The organism is Hymenobacter crusticola (assembly GCF_002154225.1).
In the GTDB taxonomy this organism is placed as follows: domain Bacteria; phylum Bacteroidota; class Bacteroidia; order Cytophagales; family Hymenobacteraceae; genus Hymenobacter; species Hymenobacter crusticola.
The window spans coordinates 319,645-338,145 of the sequence record NZ_MTSE01000006.1 but is presented as its reverse complement, the minus strand read 5'-3'; the positions used below and the strand labels follow the sequence as shown (position 1 = coordinate 338,145).

The following is an 18,501-nucleotide window of genomic DNA, read 5'->3' as shown; positions in this document are numbered from 1 at the left end:
ATTATTCAATCACCAAGCGCTTCGTGACTACGCCTTGGTTGGTCCTGAGCTGTAAGCTATAAACCCCAGCCGCCAACGGTGCCAGAATTACTTCGGGCGTAGTCTGGGCGGCTAGAGTTTGCGTTAGCACGGTTTGGCCTAGGGTGTTTATTAGCTGCACCTGCAAGTGCTGCTGGGCTAGCTCAGCGGGTAAGCGCAGACGCACGGAGCCGTGGGCGGGGTTAGGGTAGAGGCTCACTTGCTCGGTGAGTTGAGCGGGTGCGTTAGCCAGGATGGTTTTGTTCAGGCGCACGCTCACCGTTTGGGCAGTATAGTTAGCTGTGAGCAGATCCAAAGTGCCATCATTATCTAGGTCGCCTAGGGCTACAGCGTAGGGAGCGGTGCCCACTCCTGCGGTTTGGCCGGGGGTGAAGGTAGCGTTGCCTGCGTTCAGGTAGAGCTCCGCGCCATTCGACTCTTTCCGGACGACTACGATGTCCAAGTCGTTGTCGCCATCGATGTCGCCGAGGGCTAGGTTCAAGGGGCCACGGGCTAACGGGAGGTTTAGCGTGCCACCGAAAATACCATTCGTATTTAGGCGAATGCTCAAGGTGTTGTTGTTATTCGCCGTCACCAGGTCAAGCGTACCGTTGCCATCTAAGTCGCCCAGGGCTAGGTCTAAGGGCCCAAAGCCCACGCTTACCTGCTGGTTGCCGGCGAAGGTGGCAAGGCCACTATTCAACCGTACACTCACATCGACGGCATTAGCCGTGAGAATGTCGAGGTCGCCGTCGTTATCCACGTCGCCCACCGCTATGTCTCGGGGGAAAGGGCTCAGGGTGACTAGTTCTGCGCCCCCGCTAAAGGTGCCGTCCCCGTTGTTGAGGCGCACCGCCGTCACGCCGGTAGCACTGTACTGATCGAGGGGGTAGCTGGTCACCACGTCAAGATCACCGTCGCCATCCATGTCATTCAGGGCTAGTCCATTACCGTAGCCATTGAAGCGCACGCCGTTGATGATTTCCTGCCCAGCCGAGAAAGTGCCGTTGCCATTGTTGAGGCGGATGCTTATGGTTCCGTTGGCCGCCGTACTCAGGCCATTCGCCGTGGCAAAATCTAGGTCGCCATCGCCATCTACGTCACCTAGCACTAAGGTGAGGGGCGCCGAGCCGACGGCTACTTCCTGGTTGCCCGAGAAGCTACCACTGCCGTTGTTCAGGCGCACACTCACTGTATTGTTGCCTTGGTTGGCTGCTAGCAGGTCGAGGTCACCGTCGCCGTCTACGTCGCCAGTGGCTACGCTGTAGGGGTTGCCGTTAGGATTACTCACCGGCACTTCAGCGCCCGCGCCGAAGCGGCCTGCGCTGGGGCTGGTAGCGGTAGTGAACTGGAAGACATGGGGCATCAGCAAGGCGAAGTTGCTGCTGGTTACTACGTCAGGCCGCACAGTAGCAAACACCGTTTCGCCCGCCTTGAAGTCGGTGTTCGGGTTAAACGTGAGCGTGTTGCCGCTGACCGCTGCGGTGCCGGGTTTCTTGCCCCCAGCTTGTTGGCTGAACACGCGTAAAGCCTGCTGCGTGCCGGTCGTGTTGCTTAGGGCATAGTTAAAGTTCACGGCTACATCAGTCGTGCGGGCTGCCGCGCGAGCATTGCGGGTAGGCGAAACTGCCGTAACCTGCACTGGCGTGCTTGGTGTAGCGTTCTGGTTCAACCGTACGCTCACATCATTGGAGCTGTTGAGCGTGAGTAGATCCAGGTCGCCGTCGTTATCGACGTCTATGGCTTTTACCCTGCGGGGGCCAGCGCTCGTCGACACATCTTGGGTGCCCGAGAACGTGCCCGTGCCATTGTTCAGCCGCAAGGCCACGCTATTGCCATAGGCGATCAACAGATCTAGGTCTCCGTCGCCTTCTACATCGGCAGTTGTTACGCTGGCCGTATAGCCATTCACGACTAGATCAGGGGCCGGCGCGAAGGTGCCGCTGCCATTGTTGAGCTGAATGCTCAAAGTACGAGAAAAAACGGGGTAAGGAGAGGCGCCATTCCCGTTGGCCGTGATGAAGTCCAAATCCCCGTCGCCGTCTATATCGGCGGCGTCTATGCTAAGGGGCGTAGCGGCCACCGTTACATAGTAAGTACCCGAAAAGGTACCGAGGCCATTGTTCAAACGGATGCTTACGGTGTTGTTCTCTGGGTTGGCCGTGAGCAGGTCCAGATCCCCATCACTGTCTACATCGGCGGTGGCTAAGCTACTCGGCGAACCGTTTACAGTCACCTCTTGCGTGCCGGAGAAGATACCTGCGCCATTGTTCAGGCGTACGCTCACCGTATTAACGGAGTAGGAAGAGGCGCCGGAGAGAAGGTCTAGGTCGCCGTCGCCATCTATATCACGTAGCGACACATCTGTTGCTCCTGCTACTACCGTCTGAGCGCCGGAGAAATTGCCAGCCCCGTCGTTGAAGCGCACGCTCACACTGATTGCTGTTGGGTTCAAGGCAGAGTAGTTGCCAACAACTAAGTCCAAGTCGCCGTCGCCATCTAGGTCGCCCAAGGCTAAGCTTCTCGCAGCAGTAAAGCTGAGCGTTTGGTTGCCAGCAAAGAAACCCGTGCCATCGTTGCGGCGCACACTCACCGTTTTGCTGCTATAGTCAGCGGTAAGCAGGTCTACGTCGCCATCACCGTCGATATCACCGCTGACTAACTCGGCAGGCTGCACGCCCACGGGAACCTCTTGCCGGTTGACGAACGTGCCGGTGCTAGGGCTGACAGCCGTGGTAAACTGAAAAACATGCGGCTTGGCTGCCGTGCCACTGCTACTTTGGGCGTCCGCCGTGACCGTGGCATACACGGTTTCGCCGGCTTTAAAATCCGTTGTTGGGTTGAAGGTGAGCGTATTGCCGCTGACCGTGGCGGTGCCGGCCTTCCTGCCGCCGCTCTGCTGGCTGAACACCTTCAGGGCACCTAGGGTAGCCGCTGTGTTGCTCAACGGCTGACTAAATGTCGCGGCTACATCCGTCGTGCGTGGGGCGGAGCGCGCGTTGCGCGTAGGCAAGAGGCTCGTAACGGTAGGCTGTTGGGCATAAGTTGTACCGGTCGTCAGGCACAAGAAGCTAGCTGCTAGTGCGCGTGCCAACCTAGCGCTCTGCCTGCCGTTGGCAAGCGGAGCAACAGTAAAGAATCGCTTCATAAGGTAGTTTTTGGTAGTAAGAGAGAAGAGCGTTATTCTATCACCAAGCGCTTGGTGACTATGCCTTGAGTGGCTCTGATCTGTACACTATAGATTCCAGCCGACAATGGGGCCAGAGGTACTTCGGGCGAAGCTTGCGCACCTAGGGTTTGCGTCAGTACGGTTTGACCTAGGGTGTTCACGAACTGTATTTGCAAGCGCTGCTTGGCTAGCTCGGCGGGCAACAGCAGGCGCACCGACGTGTGCGCCGGGTTGGGGTATACACTTACCTGCTCCGTGAGCTGGGCCGGTGCATTGGTCAGCACACCATTATTCAGGCGTACGCTCACGGAGTTGCCAAAGAAATTGGCTACGAGCAGGTCCAGCGTACCATTGGCATCTAGGTCGCCGAGGGCGGCACTATAAGGTGTAGCGCCTACGGCCACTCCTTGGCTGCTGCTGAAAGTGCCCGTACCATCGTTGCGGTGAATGCTGGCCTCGTTGGTATCCCGACGAGGGAATACTAAATCTAGGTCTCCGTCACCATCTACGTCGCCTTGTGCAAAATCTAGGAAGAAGCCTGCAATAATCAGTTGCTGCTTTTGACTGAAGGCACCCAAGCCATTATTCAGGTAAATCTGACAGCTGTTGCCTGCACTACCCAGCAGTAAGTCTAAGTCGCCATCTGCGTCCACATCCCCGAGGCGCACGAGCCACGATCCGGCGGCTATCTCCTGCCCCGCAGATGCAAATATTCCTAAGCCATTGTTTAGGCGTATACTTATACCGAGTTCACTACCAATTATTAAGTCACCATCGCCGTCGCCATCCACGTCGCCTACGGTCACTTCGTAAGGTTTGGAACTGAACGGATACGTGCTTAGGGCTACTTCCTGGCTGCGGTTAAAGGCGCCTGTGCCATCGTTTCGAAACACCCCCACCAGTCCATCTTGACTACTCGAATTTGTAGTGTAACTGGTCAGCAAGTCCAAGTCACCGTCGCCATCGATATCAAAAAGACTCAATCCGGGAAAACGAGTGCGAAAACCGGTCGCTATTTCCTGGGTACCGGTGAAGATCCCTTGCCCATTGTTTAGACGTAGAATCACGGCATCGGCCTGGCCTGCGACGAGTAAGTCGAGGTCGCCGTCGCTGTCTACGTCCCCGAGGACCATGTTCAGCGGGGTTCCCCCAACGCGTATGTGCTGGCCTTCGGTGAAGGTGCCATTGCTCGTGTTTAAGCGTACGGCCACCTGACTCCCCGACTGAGAAGATGTCACGAAGTCGAGGTCGCTGTCGCCATCCACGTCGCCCGTAATTACTTTGTTTGGTCCAGCGCCGCCATTGGGCCCCACTGTCGATACATCAGAACCGGCGCCGAAGCGGCCAGGGCTAGGACTGGTCGCCGTGGTAAACTGAAAGACTTTTGGCAAAGCTAGGTTGGCACCGCCACTGTTCTGGGTGGCCGTAGTCACGCTCGCGAATACCGTTTCGCCGGGCTTAAAGTCAGCTGTCGGGTCGAATGTTAAGGTATTGCCACTGATAGTCGTCGTGCCTGCTTTCTTACCCGTTTGCTGGCCGAATACAGCCAATGCTTGCTGCGTGGAAGCGCCGGTGCTCAGGGCTTCGTTGAAGGTGGCTGCCACGTTGGTGGTGCGCGGAGTCGTGAGGGCGTTGCGGGCGGGCGAGGTCGACGTTACGGCCAACGTCCCGGCGGGCGCGAGCAGGTTCAGGCGCACACTAATTGATAGGGGAATACCAAAAGTTGGGGCTGCTACATCCAAGCTGCCATCCCCATTCACGTCGCCAAGGGCCAAGTTGAAAGGTGCGCCACTAATAGGTACGCTTCGGCTGCTGCCAAACGTACCGGTGCCATCGTTGAGGCGTACACTTATGGCTTCTGGTCTGTAGTCGGCCGTTACAAGATCTAGGTCGCCATCTCCATCCATATCACTCAAGGACAGTGCATTGACGCTGCCTGAAATTATTTCTTGGTTACCCGAAAATTTGCCGTTGCCATCGTTGCGGCGGATGCTCATAGAGCCATTGAGCGGGAGATAATTGGCGGTGATAAAATCTAAGTCTCCATCACCATCTATATCGCCTACGGCTAGTTTATAGTAGCCGCTCACCGGTATTTTTTGGCTGCCACTGAAGTTGGCCTTGCCATCATTTAGATGCACACTAACGGTGCTGTTCTCGTTGGCACTCAGAATATCTAGGTCGCCGTCGCCGTCCACATCCTGCGCTGTTACGGAATAGGAAATAGCTTCTACAGGCACTTCTTGTGTACCACTAAAGGTGCCAGCGCCATCGTTGAGGCGTACACTTAGGGTATTAGCACTGGGTGAATTTCGATTAGCAGTAAGTATATCTAGGTCGCCGTCGCCATCTAAGTCGCCTACTGCTAGGCTGTTTGGAAAGGGGCCTACCGAGGCATCCTGGTTGCCGCTGAAGTTTCCATTTCCATCGTTGAGGCGCACACTCACCGTGCTGTTGATAACGGAGTTACGCGAATTGAGCGTAAGTATATCTAGGTCGCCGTCGCTATCCACGTCGGCCAAAACTACCGTATTCGGATTGGTACCTACTCGTACTTCCTTCGTACCCGTAAACTTTCCTGTGCCATCATTCAGACGTAAAACAACACCGCCCGGAGCTGGTGCAGCCGTGCCATAGCAAGTCAGTAAATCCAAGTCGCCATCTCCATCAATGTCCCCTAGGGTTACATCAGAATATGTATTTAAGGCCTGTATCTCGGTGGTGCCACTTAAGATAGCCGTGCTGGGCGAGGTGGCGGTTGTAAACTGAAAGACATAGGGCTTGGTGGCAACACCCGTAGTGCTTTGAGCCCCAGCCGTGACGGTACCGTACACGGTTTCACCAGGCACGAAGTCAGTGCTAGGGTCGAAGGTGATGGTATTGCCTTGAACCGTAGTAGGACCGGCCTTTTTGCCCCCGCGCCGTTGGCTGAAAATCTTCAACGCCTGCTGCGTGCTGGCATTGTTGCTCAACAGCTGCGTGAAACCTACCGTCACGTTGCGCGTGGTGGAGGCCGAGTTGGCATTACGGCCCGGCACAGTCAAGGTAAGAATGGGCGCTTGAGCGCTGGCGCCGCTAGCTAGCAGCAATAAGGTGCCCGCGCAGAAGATGCGGGCCGAGCTAGCTCCTGCCCAGCTTCGAGCTAGGTAGCAGGAACGCGTAAAAAATAAGTTCATGGTGTTAGGGTATAGATTGTAACGGAATGAAGTAGAGGCAATAAATCGACGCTATTCTAATAGCAGTCGCTTAGTGATCAGTCCTTGATTAGTCTGGAGCTGAAGAGTATAGAGGCCGGCGGCTAAGTGTGACAACGCTAGCTCAGGCGTGGCGTGCGCGGCTAGGGTCTGGGTGAGCACCACCTGTCCGAGGCTGTTGAGCACCCGTACTTGTAGGCGTTGTTTGGCTAGCTCAGCGGGCAACAACAAGCGCACGGAGGCGTGCGTCGGGTTGGGGTAGAGGCTCACCTGCTCAGTAAGCTGCCTGGAGGCGTTAGCCAGCACCCCGCTGTTGTTCAGGCGTACGCTCACGCTCTGCCCGTTGTAGTTGGCGGTAGCTAGATCTAAGGTGCCATTGCCATCTAGGTCGCCAAAAGCTAGCAGCTGAGGCGAGCCGCCCACGGCGACAAATTGGCTGGCGGTGAAGGAACCACTACCATTGTTCAAGTACACATCTACGCCTGATGCGCTTGCGCGGAGGATCGCTAGGTCCAAGTCGCCGTCGCCATCCACATCGCCTAGCCGCACCCCAAAAGGGGTATCGGGAATAGATAGGGTCTGCGTGCCGCTGAAGATGCCGCTGCCGTTGTTTAGCCGAATGCTGATGATGGTGCTGGCGCTAAAGTTTGCCGTGGCCAGGTCGAGGTCCCCATCGCCATCTAGGTCGCCCAGGGCTAGGCTGCGGGGGTTATTGCCGACTGCTACGGCTTGCGTGCCGCTGAACGTACCGCTCCCGTCGTTGAGGCGCACTAACACCGAGTTCGCACTGTAATCAGCCGCCAGCAGGTCAAGGTCCCCATCGTTGTCTACATCGCCCAGGGCTACTTCGTAGGGCACGGCAGCGGTACCAATCTGTTGCGTTAATCGGAAGTTCGCGTTGCCGTCGTTGAGCAGCGTGCCTACTAAGTCATTGCCGATAGCAGGAGCCGCGGAGTAGCTGGTAACCAAATCCAAGTCCCCGTCGCCATCCACGTCGCCGACGGCTAGGCCATGGGTGTTTCGATTGAAGCGGTAGCCCGTGGTGATGGTGGTGGTGCCACTAAAGGTGCCACTGCCATTGTTCAGCCGAATACTCACGGTGCCCACATTGCCAAAACCGTTGGCGGTGGCAAAATCTAGGTCGCCATCGCCATCCAAGTCGGCTAGCACAACGGCTATCGCCGCCGTAGACGCAACGGGTACCTCCTGCGTGCCCGAGAAAGAGCCACCTCCGTTGTTGAGGCGCACACTCACGGTACCATCCACGTTGGCCGTGAGTAGGTCCAGGTCGCCGTCGCCATCTACGTCGCCGGTGGCTAGCCCCTGAGGATTACTGTTGGGGGTACTCACCGAAACGTCTGGCCCCGGACCAAAGCGGCCGGCGCTCGGCGTCGTGGCCGTGGTAAATTGAAAAACCTGGGGCGTGGGTAAAGCAACGCCACCGCTGCTTTGCACCACCGTGGTCAGCGTGGCAAACACCGTTTCGCCCGGCTTGAAGTCGGTCGTAGGGTTCACCGTTAAGGTGCTGCCACTCACCGCCGCTACGCCAGCTTTTCGACCGCCAGCCTGCTGACTGAAGACGGTCAGAGCTTGTTGCGTGGCGGCGGTGCTACTTAGCGGTTGGTTGAAGCCGACTGTCACGTTCGTCGTTCGCGCGGTCGCAAGGGCATTCCGAGCGGGTGCGAATGAGCTAGCCTGCAAAGCAGAACCATTCTGGTTGAGGCGCACGCTGATCGTATTGCCACTAGGCGTGAGTACATCTAGGTCGCCATCACCATCCACGTCGCCTACCGCTAGGTCGGAGGGTTGGAGACCTACGGTTACTGTCTGACTGCTGCCGAAAGTGCCGCTGCCATCATTCCGGCGAACCGTCACCGTGTTGCTGAGGTTATCGGCGATAACAAGGTCTAGGTCACTGTCGCCATCCATGTCGCTTAGGGCGGAAGAGGAAATACCACTGGCAGAAGGTATTTGCTGCGTACTCGCAAACTGGCCGGTTCCGTCGTTTCGAAGCACACTTAGCGGACTGCCCGTTACGAAGTCGAGGTCACCGTCGGCGTCGATGTCGCCCAGGGCTAGTTTTCTGGCGTTAAGCACGGGAACTTCCTGGGTGCCGCTGAACGTACCGCTGCCGTTGTTCAGGCGCACACTCACGGTGCCGGCTTGCGTCGCACCGTCGCTGTTCGTGGTCAGCAAGTCCAGATCACCATCGTTATCAATATCACGCACCGTGACGGTGGCTGCCTCGCCACTCACCTGCGCCTGTTGGGTGCCGCTAAAGTTACCCGCCCCATCATTTAACCAAATGCTCACCGTTCTAGTGGCATTGACGGTAAGCAGGTCGAGGTCACCATCCCCATCAATATCACCGGTAGCTAGGTCTACGGGGAAGCTGCCCACCGGCACATTTTGCGTGCCGCTAAAGCTGCCAGCGCCATTGTTGAGGCGCACGCTCACGGTGCTGGGATTAACGGAAGAATTAACCCGGTTGGCGCTGAGTAGGTCCAGGTCGCCGTCGCCATCTACGTCGGCAAGTGTGGAGGCATTGGGGTTTTGCCCCACCGCAACTTCCGTTGTGCCGGAGAAGGAGCCGCTGCCGTCGTTCAGGCGCACGCGCACGCTGTTGTAGAGTGGGTTATCGGAGATGAAATCTAGGTCGCCATCCCCATCCACATCGCCCAGACGGACATTAATTACGCCTTGCACCAGGTTGACGTTCGAACCGCCCGCTAAAACACCCGTGCTCGGGGAGGTAGCCGTGGTGAACTCAAAGACATGGGGCGTGGCGGCGGTGCCCCCCGTGCTCTGCGCAGCTGCGCTGACGGTGGTAAACACTCTTTCGCCGGGCTTGAAATCAGTACTCGGATTGAAGCTGAGCGTGTTGCCATTAACGGTGACCGTGCCCGCTTTTTTGCCGCCCGCCTGTGAGCTGAAGACCTTGAGGGCACCTAGGGTAGCGGCATTGTTGCTTAACGTTTGGCTAAAGCCCACCGCCACATTGGTGGTGCGTGGCGCTGAGCGGGCGTTGCGGGCCGGCGAAAGGGCCGTAACGGTAGGAGTTTGAGCATGAGCAATGTTCGCCGTCAGCAGCAGCGCTGCGCTCAATCCTAGCCAGGATTTTTGGATGATAGAACCACGTTGAAATTTAAAAGTAGGTGTTCGGATCATAGCTAGCTTATTAGAAAGGTGAAGTTGGTTGTGCCAGATTATCAGAGCAGTAGACGGGAACAAGGTAGGTTTTGTTTCTGCATAAGACTATGTATTCTTGAAAAGTTAATATTCGTCTGAGTTTAGCCTTGGGAGCAGGCTAGGCTTTCTCACCTGTATGAGGGTAGCCTGAAATGATGACGAGCGGCAATTACCTGTGGGCTGTGCCTATCACATCGTCTTCAGCTAACGGGGGCTCCACAGTCTTCTTTGGTCCTTCAAGCTGTAGCGCAGAGTAAGCAAAAAGACCTAGGATGAGGCGCATTCAACTACGCCGCTCATGGAGTAAAAACAAAAACGACCGGAGGCTATCATAGCCTCCGGTCGTTCTGAGTAAAAGAATAGCATAAGCGCCGCTTGCAGAAAAGCTAGGGCAGCCTTGTTAGACGTTGGTTATTCTACCATCAAGCGCTTGGTTACCAGTCCGGCGCTAGTACGCATCTGTACCGTGTACAAGCCAGTTGGGAGGGTGCTCAAGTCAAGCTCTGGGCCATCCACTACTTGTGCCGCCGTAAACTGCCGCTCCAGCACTGTCTGACCTAGGGCATTGAGCAAACTCACTTGCAGGGCTTGCTTGGCAAGGGCCTGGGGCAATAACAAGCGTACGGCGGAGTGCGCCGGGTTCGGATACACGTTGATCTGTTCGGTCAACCCGGCCGGAGCAGTTGCCAGCACACGCTCGGCCACCGATTCCTGCGTATTCAGGCGCACGCTCACGTCGTTTGAGCTGTAGTTGGCCACCACCAAGTCGAGGGTACCGTTGTCATCGAGGTCCCCCACAGCCAGGCTAACAGGTTCGCTGCCAGTCGTAATCTGTTGGGTACCTAAGAAAGCACCTTTGGTATCGTTTAGGCGCAAGCTTACTGTTTTGCTGAGGCTGTTCGAAACGAACAGGTCTAGGAATTTGTCACCATTCGCGTCGCCTAGGGCGAGGCTGTTGGCGCCTTCTCCTACGCTTACTTGCTGCGTTCCCGAGAACGTACCCTCACCATCATTCAGGCGCACGCTTACGGTGCTACTGGTGTATCGGCTGGTGTTGGCATAATTGAAGTAGTTGACGGCCAGCAGGTCTAGGTCGCCGTCATTATCGACGTCGCCGAGTACAGCGGCCGCGGGGTTGAAGCCTGCCAGCACTTCCTGGCTGCCCGTGAAGGTGCCCGAGCCGTTGTTCAGGCGCACGCTTACCGTAGTGCCGTTGGAGCTAGCCGTCACAAAGTCCAGGTCGCCGTCGTTGTCCACGTCGCCGAGCGCTACGGTAAGGGGCCGCGAGCCAACTAGCACTTCCTGGTAGCTGCTGAAGATGCCGTTGCCATTATTCAGGCGCACACTCACGGTGCTGGTGGTCAGGCTGTTTGCTACAGTGTAATTAGCAGCGAGCAAGTCGAGGTCACCGTCGCCATCGATGTCGCCGAGGGCAATGTCGTGGGGTAGGTTGCCCACGGCTACTTCTTGGTTGCCCACGAAGCGGCCGTTGCCGTTGTTAAACCGCATGCTCACCGAATTCACGTTGGAATTAGGCGTGAGCAGATCTAGGTCGCCGTCGCCGTCGATGTCGGCTAGCTTCACACTATAAGGGCCACGGCCCACCGTTACCTCTTGTCCATCTGTGTACGTGCCATCGCCGTTGTTCAGGCGTATGCTCACGGTACCGTTCGCAACGGAATTAGCTAGGTTGTTAGCGGTGAGGACATCCAGGTCGCCGTCGCCGTCTACGTCGCCGAGGGTTACGCCCTGCGGGTTGGTGCCCACCGCCGGGTCAGTGCCGCCGCGGAATACGGCGGGCGCTATGGCCGTAGTCGTCGTGAATTGGAAAACCTGCGGAGTGGTTAAGCTAGCAGCGTTTTGACCTTGCACCTTTGCGGCTACGGTAGCAAACACCGTTTCGCCAGCCTTGAAGTTCTCGTCTGGGTTGAAGCTCAACACCGCACCGCTTACGGTAAGAGTACCAGTTTTCTTGCCGCCGGCTTGCTGACTGAATACGCTGGTTGCCTGGCGAGTAGCGGGCGTGTTGTCCAAGGGCCGGTTGAAGCTCGCGGCCACGTCGGTGCCACGGGCGGCTGTGTTGATGTTGCGCACGGGCCAGGTCGATACCACTTCCAGTGCCGCTGCTTGGTTCAAGCGTACACTCACCGAGTTATTGTTGTTGTTTTTGCTACGAGTCAGCACGTCTAGGTCCCCATCACCATCTACGTCGCTCAGGGTCAAGGTGCCCGCGCCGGCGCCTACTGTTAGTAGCTGGCCGGGGCTGAAAGCGCCCGCGCCGTTGTTTAGACGCACGCTGGCGGTGTTCAGGCCGCCGCCAATTCCTACCACATCAAGGTCGCCGTCGCCGTCTACGTCACCGAGGCTAAAGTTGCTGATGCCGGGTATTACTTGGGTGCCGCTGAAGTTGCCCTCACCATCATTCACCCGCACATCAACGCCACCTAGGAAGGCTGTTGCGAGCAGGTCTAGGTCGCCGTCGCCGTCGATGTCGCCCACGGCTAAGCCCGCCGGCTGGCCCCCGGCAACGATCGTTTTGCCGGCGGAGAAAGTGCCGTCACCGTTGTTCAGGCGCGTTATCACGGAGCTAGCGTAGTAGTTGCCGGCCAGCAGGTCGAGGTCCCCATCACCATCAATGTCGCCCAGCACTGCCGCGAAGGGCGAAATGCCGATGGTTATTTCCTGACCCGCAGAGAAAGTGCCTGCGCCATCGTTCAGGCGCACGCTAGCCGTCATGTTGCCACCGTTGGAGGCAATGAAGTCGAGGTCACCGTCGGCATCTACGTCGCCGAGGGTTACATCATACGGCGCTCTTCCAACGCTTACTTCCTGGGTGCCAGTGAAGCCGCCTTTGCCATCATTTAAGCGCACGCTCACCGTGCCAGCAAAGTTGTTGGCCGTTGTGCCTTGGTTTACTACTACTAAGTCGAGGTCGCCGTCGCCGTCTACGTCGCCGAGCACGATGTTCTCGGGCCGGCTGCCTACTGGCACTTCCTGCGTACCGCTGAAATTTCCCCTTTTATCATTCAGACGCACGCTTACTAAATTGTTCAGCGGGTTGGTGGTTAATAAATCGGGGTTGCCGTCGCCGTCGACGTCGCCCGTGGTCAAGCCACTGCTCACCGCATAAGGTACTCCAACTACGGCTACTTCTGAGCCCCCTCCGAAGGTGCCTGCGCTAGGGCTGGTAGCCGTGGTAAATTGAAAGACTTGCGGCTTGGTCAGGGCCACTCCGCTGTTGCCGCGGGCAGTAGCGGTCAGGGTGGCGAATACGGTTTCGCCCGCTCTGAAGTCGGCGTTCGATTTAAAGCTGAGTGTGTTGCCGCTCACCCGAACGGCACCAGCCTTCTTGCCGCCGGCCTGCTGCCCGAACACTTTCAGGGCTTGCTGGGTAGCGGTGGTGTTGCTGAGTTCTTGGTTGAAGCTCACCGAAACTTCAGTGGCCTTGGCGGCGGCACGGGCGTTGCGCGTGGGCGAAACACTCGTGACGACCAGCGGAGTCGTGGCAGGCTGATTCAGACGCACCGTCACTTTGCCTTCTTCAAAATCAGCATTGGCCGTAGCAAAGTCGAGGTCACCATCACCGTCGAGGTCGCCCAGCGCGGCGTGAGCAGGCCCTACGACTTTCGTGTCTACTTCCTGCGTGCCGCTGAAGCCGCCAGCGCCATTATTCAGGCGGACACTCACGGTGCCCGCTTGGGGCGTGCCATTGCTGAAATTATTGTTGGTAGTCAGCAGGTCGAGGTCACCATCGCCGTCGAGGTCACCCACGGTAACGTTGGTGGGGCGGATGCCCACCGACACATCGGCGGCATTTTTGAAAACGCCTTTGCTGTCATTCAGGCGCACACTTACCGTGTTGCTGGAGACATTGGCGGTGAGCAGGTCGAGGTCACCGTCGCCGTTGACGTCACCTAGCGTCAGGCTCATCGCACCTAGCCCGACGGGGTATTCCCAGGTGCCCGAAAAGTTGCCGTCGCCGTCATTTACCCGTACCCCAACGGTGCTTGCGCTGCCGTACAGGTTGTTGGCGGTGAGCAGGTCGAGGTCACCGTCGCTGTCGATGTCGCCGAGCACCACTTCCTGAGGGTTGAAGCCCGTTTGCAAGTCTTGTGTTCCGCTGAAGGTGCCGTTGCCGTTGTTGAGGCGCACGCTCACGCCGTTTAGCGACCTGACGGTAACTAAGTCGAGGTCACCGTCGCCATCCACGTCGCCCAGCGCCACGCTAAGCGCTAGGCCACTACCGAGGGCTGTTGCCGGACCGGTAGTAAAGCGGCCAGCGCCGTTGTTGAGACTCACGCGGGCTACGGTGCCGCCTATCGTGACAAAATCCAGATCACCATCGCCGTCTAGGTCGCCGAGCGCTAGGTCCTGGGGGCCTTCGCTGAGGGCTACTTCGCCGCCGTTGCTAAAGCTGGCCTTGCCATCGTTCAGGCGGATGCTCACGGTACCGGTGCTGCCCAGTGACGTAGCCGTGAGCAGATCTAGGTCGCCGTCGCCGTCCACGTCGCCTATTTTGGCGCGGCGCGGGCCCCGGCCAACGGAAATCTCCGAACCACCGCTGAAGGTAGCAGCGCTAGGTGCCACGGCCGTGGTAAACTGAAAAACCTGGGGGGTAACGGCCGCGCCATTGCTACCCCGGGCAGCCCCCGTGACGATGGCCGTAACGGTTTCTCCCGGTTTGAATTCGTTGTCGGACTTAAACGTGAGCGTTTTTCCGTTGATGGTGGTCGTACCGGCTTTTTGACCACCTGCTTGCTGGCTAAATACTTTTAGCGCTTGTTGGGCATTGCTGCTGCCCAACACTTGGTTGAAGCTGACTACTACATCGGTGGTGCGCGCCGCCGAACGGGCATTCTGGGCGGGGAGGAAGCTGGTAGCAGTAGGTGCCTGCGCCTGGGCCACGCCGGCTAACAGCACGAGCAAACCAGTACTCAGGGCACAGGGGAGCTTAGAGCTGGGGTGTGCTGATGAGTGGGTGGGGGTAACGGTGTGAGTCATATAGTGGGGTATGGTAGGGCATTTCTTACAGGTAATCAGATCAGTAAGACGAAGGTAAGTCAGGCTTTGTTTTCGCGAAAGTCTGGCTTGCCTTAATAAATTACTATTTTTTATTATTAATAAAAAAATAAGCGCACAGCTTCCTCGTGCGCAGGGGTTCATAAACACCACGCAGGCCTAGGCTCGTTAAAACCTAGGCCTGCGTGGTGTTTATGATAAATCATTGTTGACCAGGTAATTGTATTAAAATTTGAGTACTTGCTCCCAAATATCTACTTGCACCGGTACGCCCTGCGCTAGGTTTTCTTTGCGCGTCGCCAGCGACTTCTCGCCGGGGTAGAACACTTCCTCGCCGGGCACCGGCGGACTGCTCTTGGTGTAGCGCAAAATCTCTTCGACCAACTCGGCGTGTAGCTGCGGCTGCTTGAGGCAGATAAAGCACTGCGAGACGCCGGATTCCTGCCCGCTCTTGGTAATCTCAGCTGTGGAGCGCCCGCCGCTGAGAGCCGTGAGGAGCACATCGAGCACCAACGAAAGCCCGGAACCTTTCCAGAAGCCAATCGGCAGGCCCCGCTGCGACTCTAGCACTTTGGCGGGGTCGGTGGTCAGCTTGCCTTCGTTGTCGTAGCCGCCGGGCACGGGCAGCTGCTCGTGGGCAGTGGCGTAGGAGGAAAGCTTGCCGTAGGAGTACTGCGAAATCGCCATGTCGAGTACGATGGGTCCTTCGGCCCGCGGCACACCGATTACCAGTGGGTTATTGCCAAGCCGTGCATCAGTACCGCCCCAGGGCGTGACGTTGGCAATGGTGTTGGTGAAGCAAATGCCGATGCAGTCGGCTTCGGCGGCCTGCCAGCCGTACGTGCCACCGCGCATCCAGTGGTTGGTATTGCGAATGGCGACGCAGCCTATGCCTTGCTGCTCTGCTAGCTCGATGGCGCGCGCCATGCACAAGCTAGCATTGTACATGCCGGGGGCTAGGTGGCCGTCCCAGCGCTCCACGAGTCCGTTGCGCTCCAGGCATTCGGGCTCGGCTTGCGGGTCGACCAAGCCTTTCTGCACGTGACCTACGAAGGTCGGAAAGCGGTTCAGGCCGTGGGTGTACACGCCGTCCCGGCTATTCTGGGCGAAGATGGTGGCGCAGCGCTCGGCCTTGTTTTCCGGAAAAGCTAGGCCGAGCAAGACACGCTTGAACTCTTGTTGGAGCTGCTGGTAAGGAACACGCATGGGCGTAGGGGCTAGGGTAAATACCTAGCTTCTACGACTTCGGCGGTGCAACTGGTGGTTCGGCCTGTTTTATTCTGCCCATAATCTGTCCGCGGCCGGGTACCGATAGCAGGCGCACCGCCAAGGCCGCGGGCTGCCGGCGGGCGGGCACCGTCACGACGACCGTGCGCGGCTTGAACTCAAACGGGCTAGCCTGCACCCGCAAGCTCACTTTGCCTTTCTTGAGCGACTTCCACGAGGCGGGCAGCGTGAGCGAGAAGCGGCCTTCGTCGTCGGTTACGGCGCCGTATTTTGTGTTGTCGATAAAGATCCAGGCACCGGGCACGCCCAAGCCCGTGGAGTCATCCAGCACGCGCCCTTGCAGCACCACCGATTTTTGAGTGGGTGCGCTGTTAACCAAATGCTTAGGTGCATCGGCTAGCGCCAGGCTTACCACCGGCACCGGTGGCACAGCAGCTTGCGTTTCTGTTGCTCGCAAACCCAGAAAAGCTAGCCCCGCCAGCACCCACCGCGACCAGCGTTTGATAGGAGAAACCACAGTTGCCGCGGGCTGAAGCTGTGCCGCGTGTGCGTTGCCACATACAGATTTGCTTCTGGGTTGCGCCAGGAACGCCAGAATTTCGGCTTCGCTCATGCGCGAAAAGTCCACGACTTCGGTGGCGCACACGGCGCAGTGTCGCCCGATGGTGGTGGGCGTCATGGCATCCCAGGGCTGAGAGCAAGGGCTAGGTATCGAAAAGCTAGGGTGCGACATGGGCAAAAAAGGGTAATAAAGGAGTAAGTCGTGCGCTGGTCCGACGCCCTCGGCGTCCGACCGGTTATCGTTGAACGAGGTATTTGAACGATAATCGTGCATCAAGTATGCAGATGTCCATAGGCGACAACCGGTTCGACACCAAAGGCGTCGAACCGGCGCACGGAAGTATTAACGGTGAAACGGACGTTTTAAGCGCTGCCAAATACCACGCGGACTGTGCCAGGGTTGGGGTGTATTTACTATAGCTACTCCCCCTACGGTTACCGTCCTCATTAATCCTGTGACATCAGCAGCCATAGCAATATGAAGCAGCTGTGTAGTCGAAGCGGATATGGGTATATCCTTTCTAACGAAGCCAATATAACTAACTGCCAGGTGCTTAGTAGATGCCGCCCATATATCAGCCGGAATCGTTAGCTCAAATTGTCCAGTTGCATTGGTAGCTACCCCTAGGTTAGTTCCGGCGAGCAAAACCGTGACGGCAGGCAATGCTTCGTGGGAAGCTGAATCGGTTACTATCCCGCGTATCACCACAGGCTGTTGCACATAATCGGCTATGGAAATGGGCTCACCTTGCCGCTGCCGTTGCTCGGTGGACGTCTGCGCTTTTGAAGGATTGGCAGCACCTTCCCGCAAGCCCCACACCGCCACGGCCGCCGCCAGCCAAGCGCGCCACGACCTAGGCCTAGGTGCCACTGTTGGGCGGAGCTCCCGCTTCAGTTGATCGGTGCGAAAGCGCCCGCACGTTGGCTGTCCGGCTTGTTGGTGCAGCCACACCAGCAGCTCGGCGTCGGTAAATTTGGTAAAATCAACCACTACTTTGGCACAAGCTGCACAATGGCGACCGTGCGCGGTGGGCGTCATGGCGTCCCAAGGCTGGGAGCAGGGGCTAGGTATAGAGAGGCTAGGACGCTGCATAAAGCACTGATTAATAATATCTTATTTTGTATTTATAGATTTTAGGCCTGCTGATGGTGTTCTAGGTGGTGTGAACTTGATGACAGATACTACAGCTTCTGGAAGAAGCACGGTGTCTCCCATTACCAGATTATCGTGCTGCACTTGCCCTACAACTGGTTCAAGGGGTTGCAAACTGATGTTCAGTTTGGGGGTGGCAATAGATACATGAGCCGAGTACAGAAAGCCATTATCTACTCTCACTAGCAGCTTACTCCCAATCAATTGCACAGGAAGCAGCAACTCAAAGCTTCCATCGAGTCCGGTGCGGACGGTGTGCGTTGTGTCTTGCAAGCAGGTAATGTAAGCGTTGGCGAGCGGCACGCGCGTGACGCGGTCGGTGACGTGGCCGCGTACGGTGAAGAACTCCGTTGCCGCCGTGGCTTGTTGCGCATCCAGTTGTCCAACGAGAGGCGGGGGCATCTCACAACTACTCAGCGCCACGGCGGCCGTGGCCAGCCACCTAGCCCAGGAGGGCGCTGCGGTGGGCGGCGCGGGCCGGGGTTGCTCTAGCTGATCGGGCCGAAACCGACCGCACACGCGCTCCGATGGGCGGGTCGCGAAAAAGTCGAGCAGCTCAGCTTCACTCATGCAACTAAAATCTACGACCACCTTCTCGCAGGCAGCGCAATAACGGCCGTGCGTTGCCGGGGTCATGTGGTCCCACGATTGAGCACAGGGGCTAGGAACAGAAAAGCTAGGCATAGGCAACGGAGTAGAAGGTTTAGTACCTAGATGCCGCCTGCCCATAGATTCCACACGAGTGCGGAAGGAATTGTGTCGAATAACTCGCTAGTAGCAGGCAGTCCTTTCGACCAGCGGGAGAAGTCTCGCGTGGAATGGCAGCCCGAATCGTTAGGATTTACTCCGGCAGCCACAACCAGCGGGATTTCTCCCGCTGGTCAACATGACAGGTACTTTGTCGTTGTGGCCCGCAGCAGGTTGTGTGGCTCGAAACCCGCCCATAGTAGACGCATGATGCAGCCGCGGCG

General features: G+C 57.6%; 8 protein-coding genes. All 8 read right to left on the bottom strand.

The window, feature by feature from the left end; genetic code table 11:
* Nucleotide 1 precedes the first annotated feature (1 nt).
* Nucleotides 2-3,166, bottom strand: coding sequence for an FG-GAP-like repeat-containing protein (locus BXP70_RS14120; protein WP_086594737.1), 3,165 nt, complete (start codon nucleotides 3,164-3,166; stop codon nucleotides 2-4).
* Nucleotides 3,167-3,198: 32 nt separating this feature from the next.
* Nucleotides 3,199-6,363 carry an FG-GAP-like repeat-containing protein gene (locus tag BXP70_RS14115; RefSeq protein WP_086594736.1) on the bottom strand — a complete coding sequence of 1,055 codons (3,165 nt, stop codon included), beginning with the start codon at nucleotides 6,361-6,363 and terminating at the stop codon, nucleotides 3,199-3,201.
* A gap of 51 nt (nucleotides 6,364-6,414) precedes the next feature.
* Nucleotides 6,415-9,549 carry an FG-GAP-like repeat-containing protein gene (locus tag BXP70_RS14110; RefSeq protein ID WP_086594735.1) on the bottom strand — a complete coding sequence of 1,045 codons (3,135 nt, stop codon included), beginning with the start codon at nucleotides 9,547-9,549 and terminating at the stop codon, nucleotides 6,415-6,417.
* A 432-nt stretch (nucleotides 9,550-9,981) separates the two neighbouring features.
* On the bottom strand, nucleotides 9,982-14,571 hold the full coding sequence (locus BXP70_RS14105) for an FG-GAP-like repeat-containing protein (RefSeq protein ID WP_179197693.1): 4,590 nt from the start codon (nucleotides 14,569-14,571) through the stop codon (nucleotides 9,982-9,984).
* Nucleotides 14,572-14,814: 243 nt separating this feature from the next.
* Nucleotides 14,815-15,795 carry a 3-dehydro-L-gulonate 2-dehydrogenase gene (gene yiaK / locus BXP70_RS14100; RefSeq protein ID WP_086594733.1) on the bottom strand — a complete coding sequence of 327 codons (981 nt, stop codon included), beginning with the start codon at nucleotides 15,793-15,795 and terminating at the stop codon, nucleotides 14,815-14,817.
* 31 nt (nucleotides 15,796-15,826) lie between these two features.
* On the bottom strand, nucleotides 15,827-16,651 hold the full coding sequence (locus BXP70_RS14095) for a carboxypeptidase-like regulatory domain-containing protein (protein WP_086594732.1): 825 nt from the start codon (nucleotides 16,649-16,651) through the stop codon (nucleotides 15,827-15,829).
* 69 nt (nucleotides 16,652-16,720) lie between these two features.
* Nucleotides 16,721-17,470 (bottom strand): carboxypeptidase-like regulatory domain-containing protein, encoded by a 750-nt coding sequence (locus tag BXP70_RS14090; protein ID WP_086594731.1) that lies wholly within the window; start codon nucleotides 17,468-17,470, stop codon nucleotides 16,721-16,723.
* Nucleotides 17,471-17,491: 21 nt separating this feature from the next.
* Nucleotides 17,492-18,214, bottom strand: coding sequence for a peptidase associated/transthyretin-like domain-containing protein (locus BXP70_RS14085; protein WP_143436503.1), 723 nt, complete (start codon nucleotides 18,212-18,214; stop codon nucleotides 17,492-17,494).
* Nucleotides 18,215-18,501: the final 287 nt, after the last annotated feature.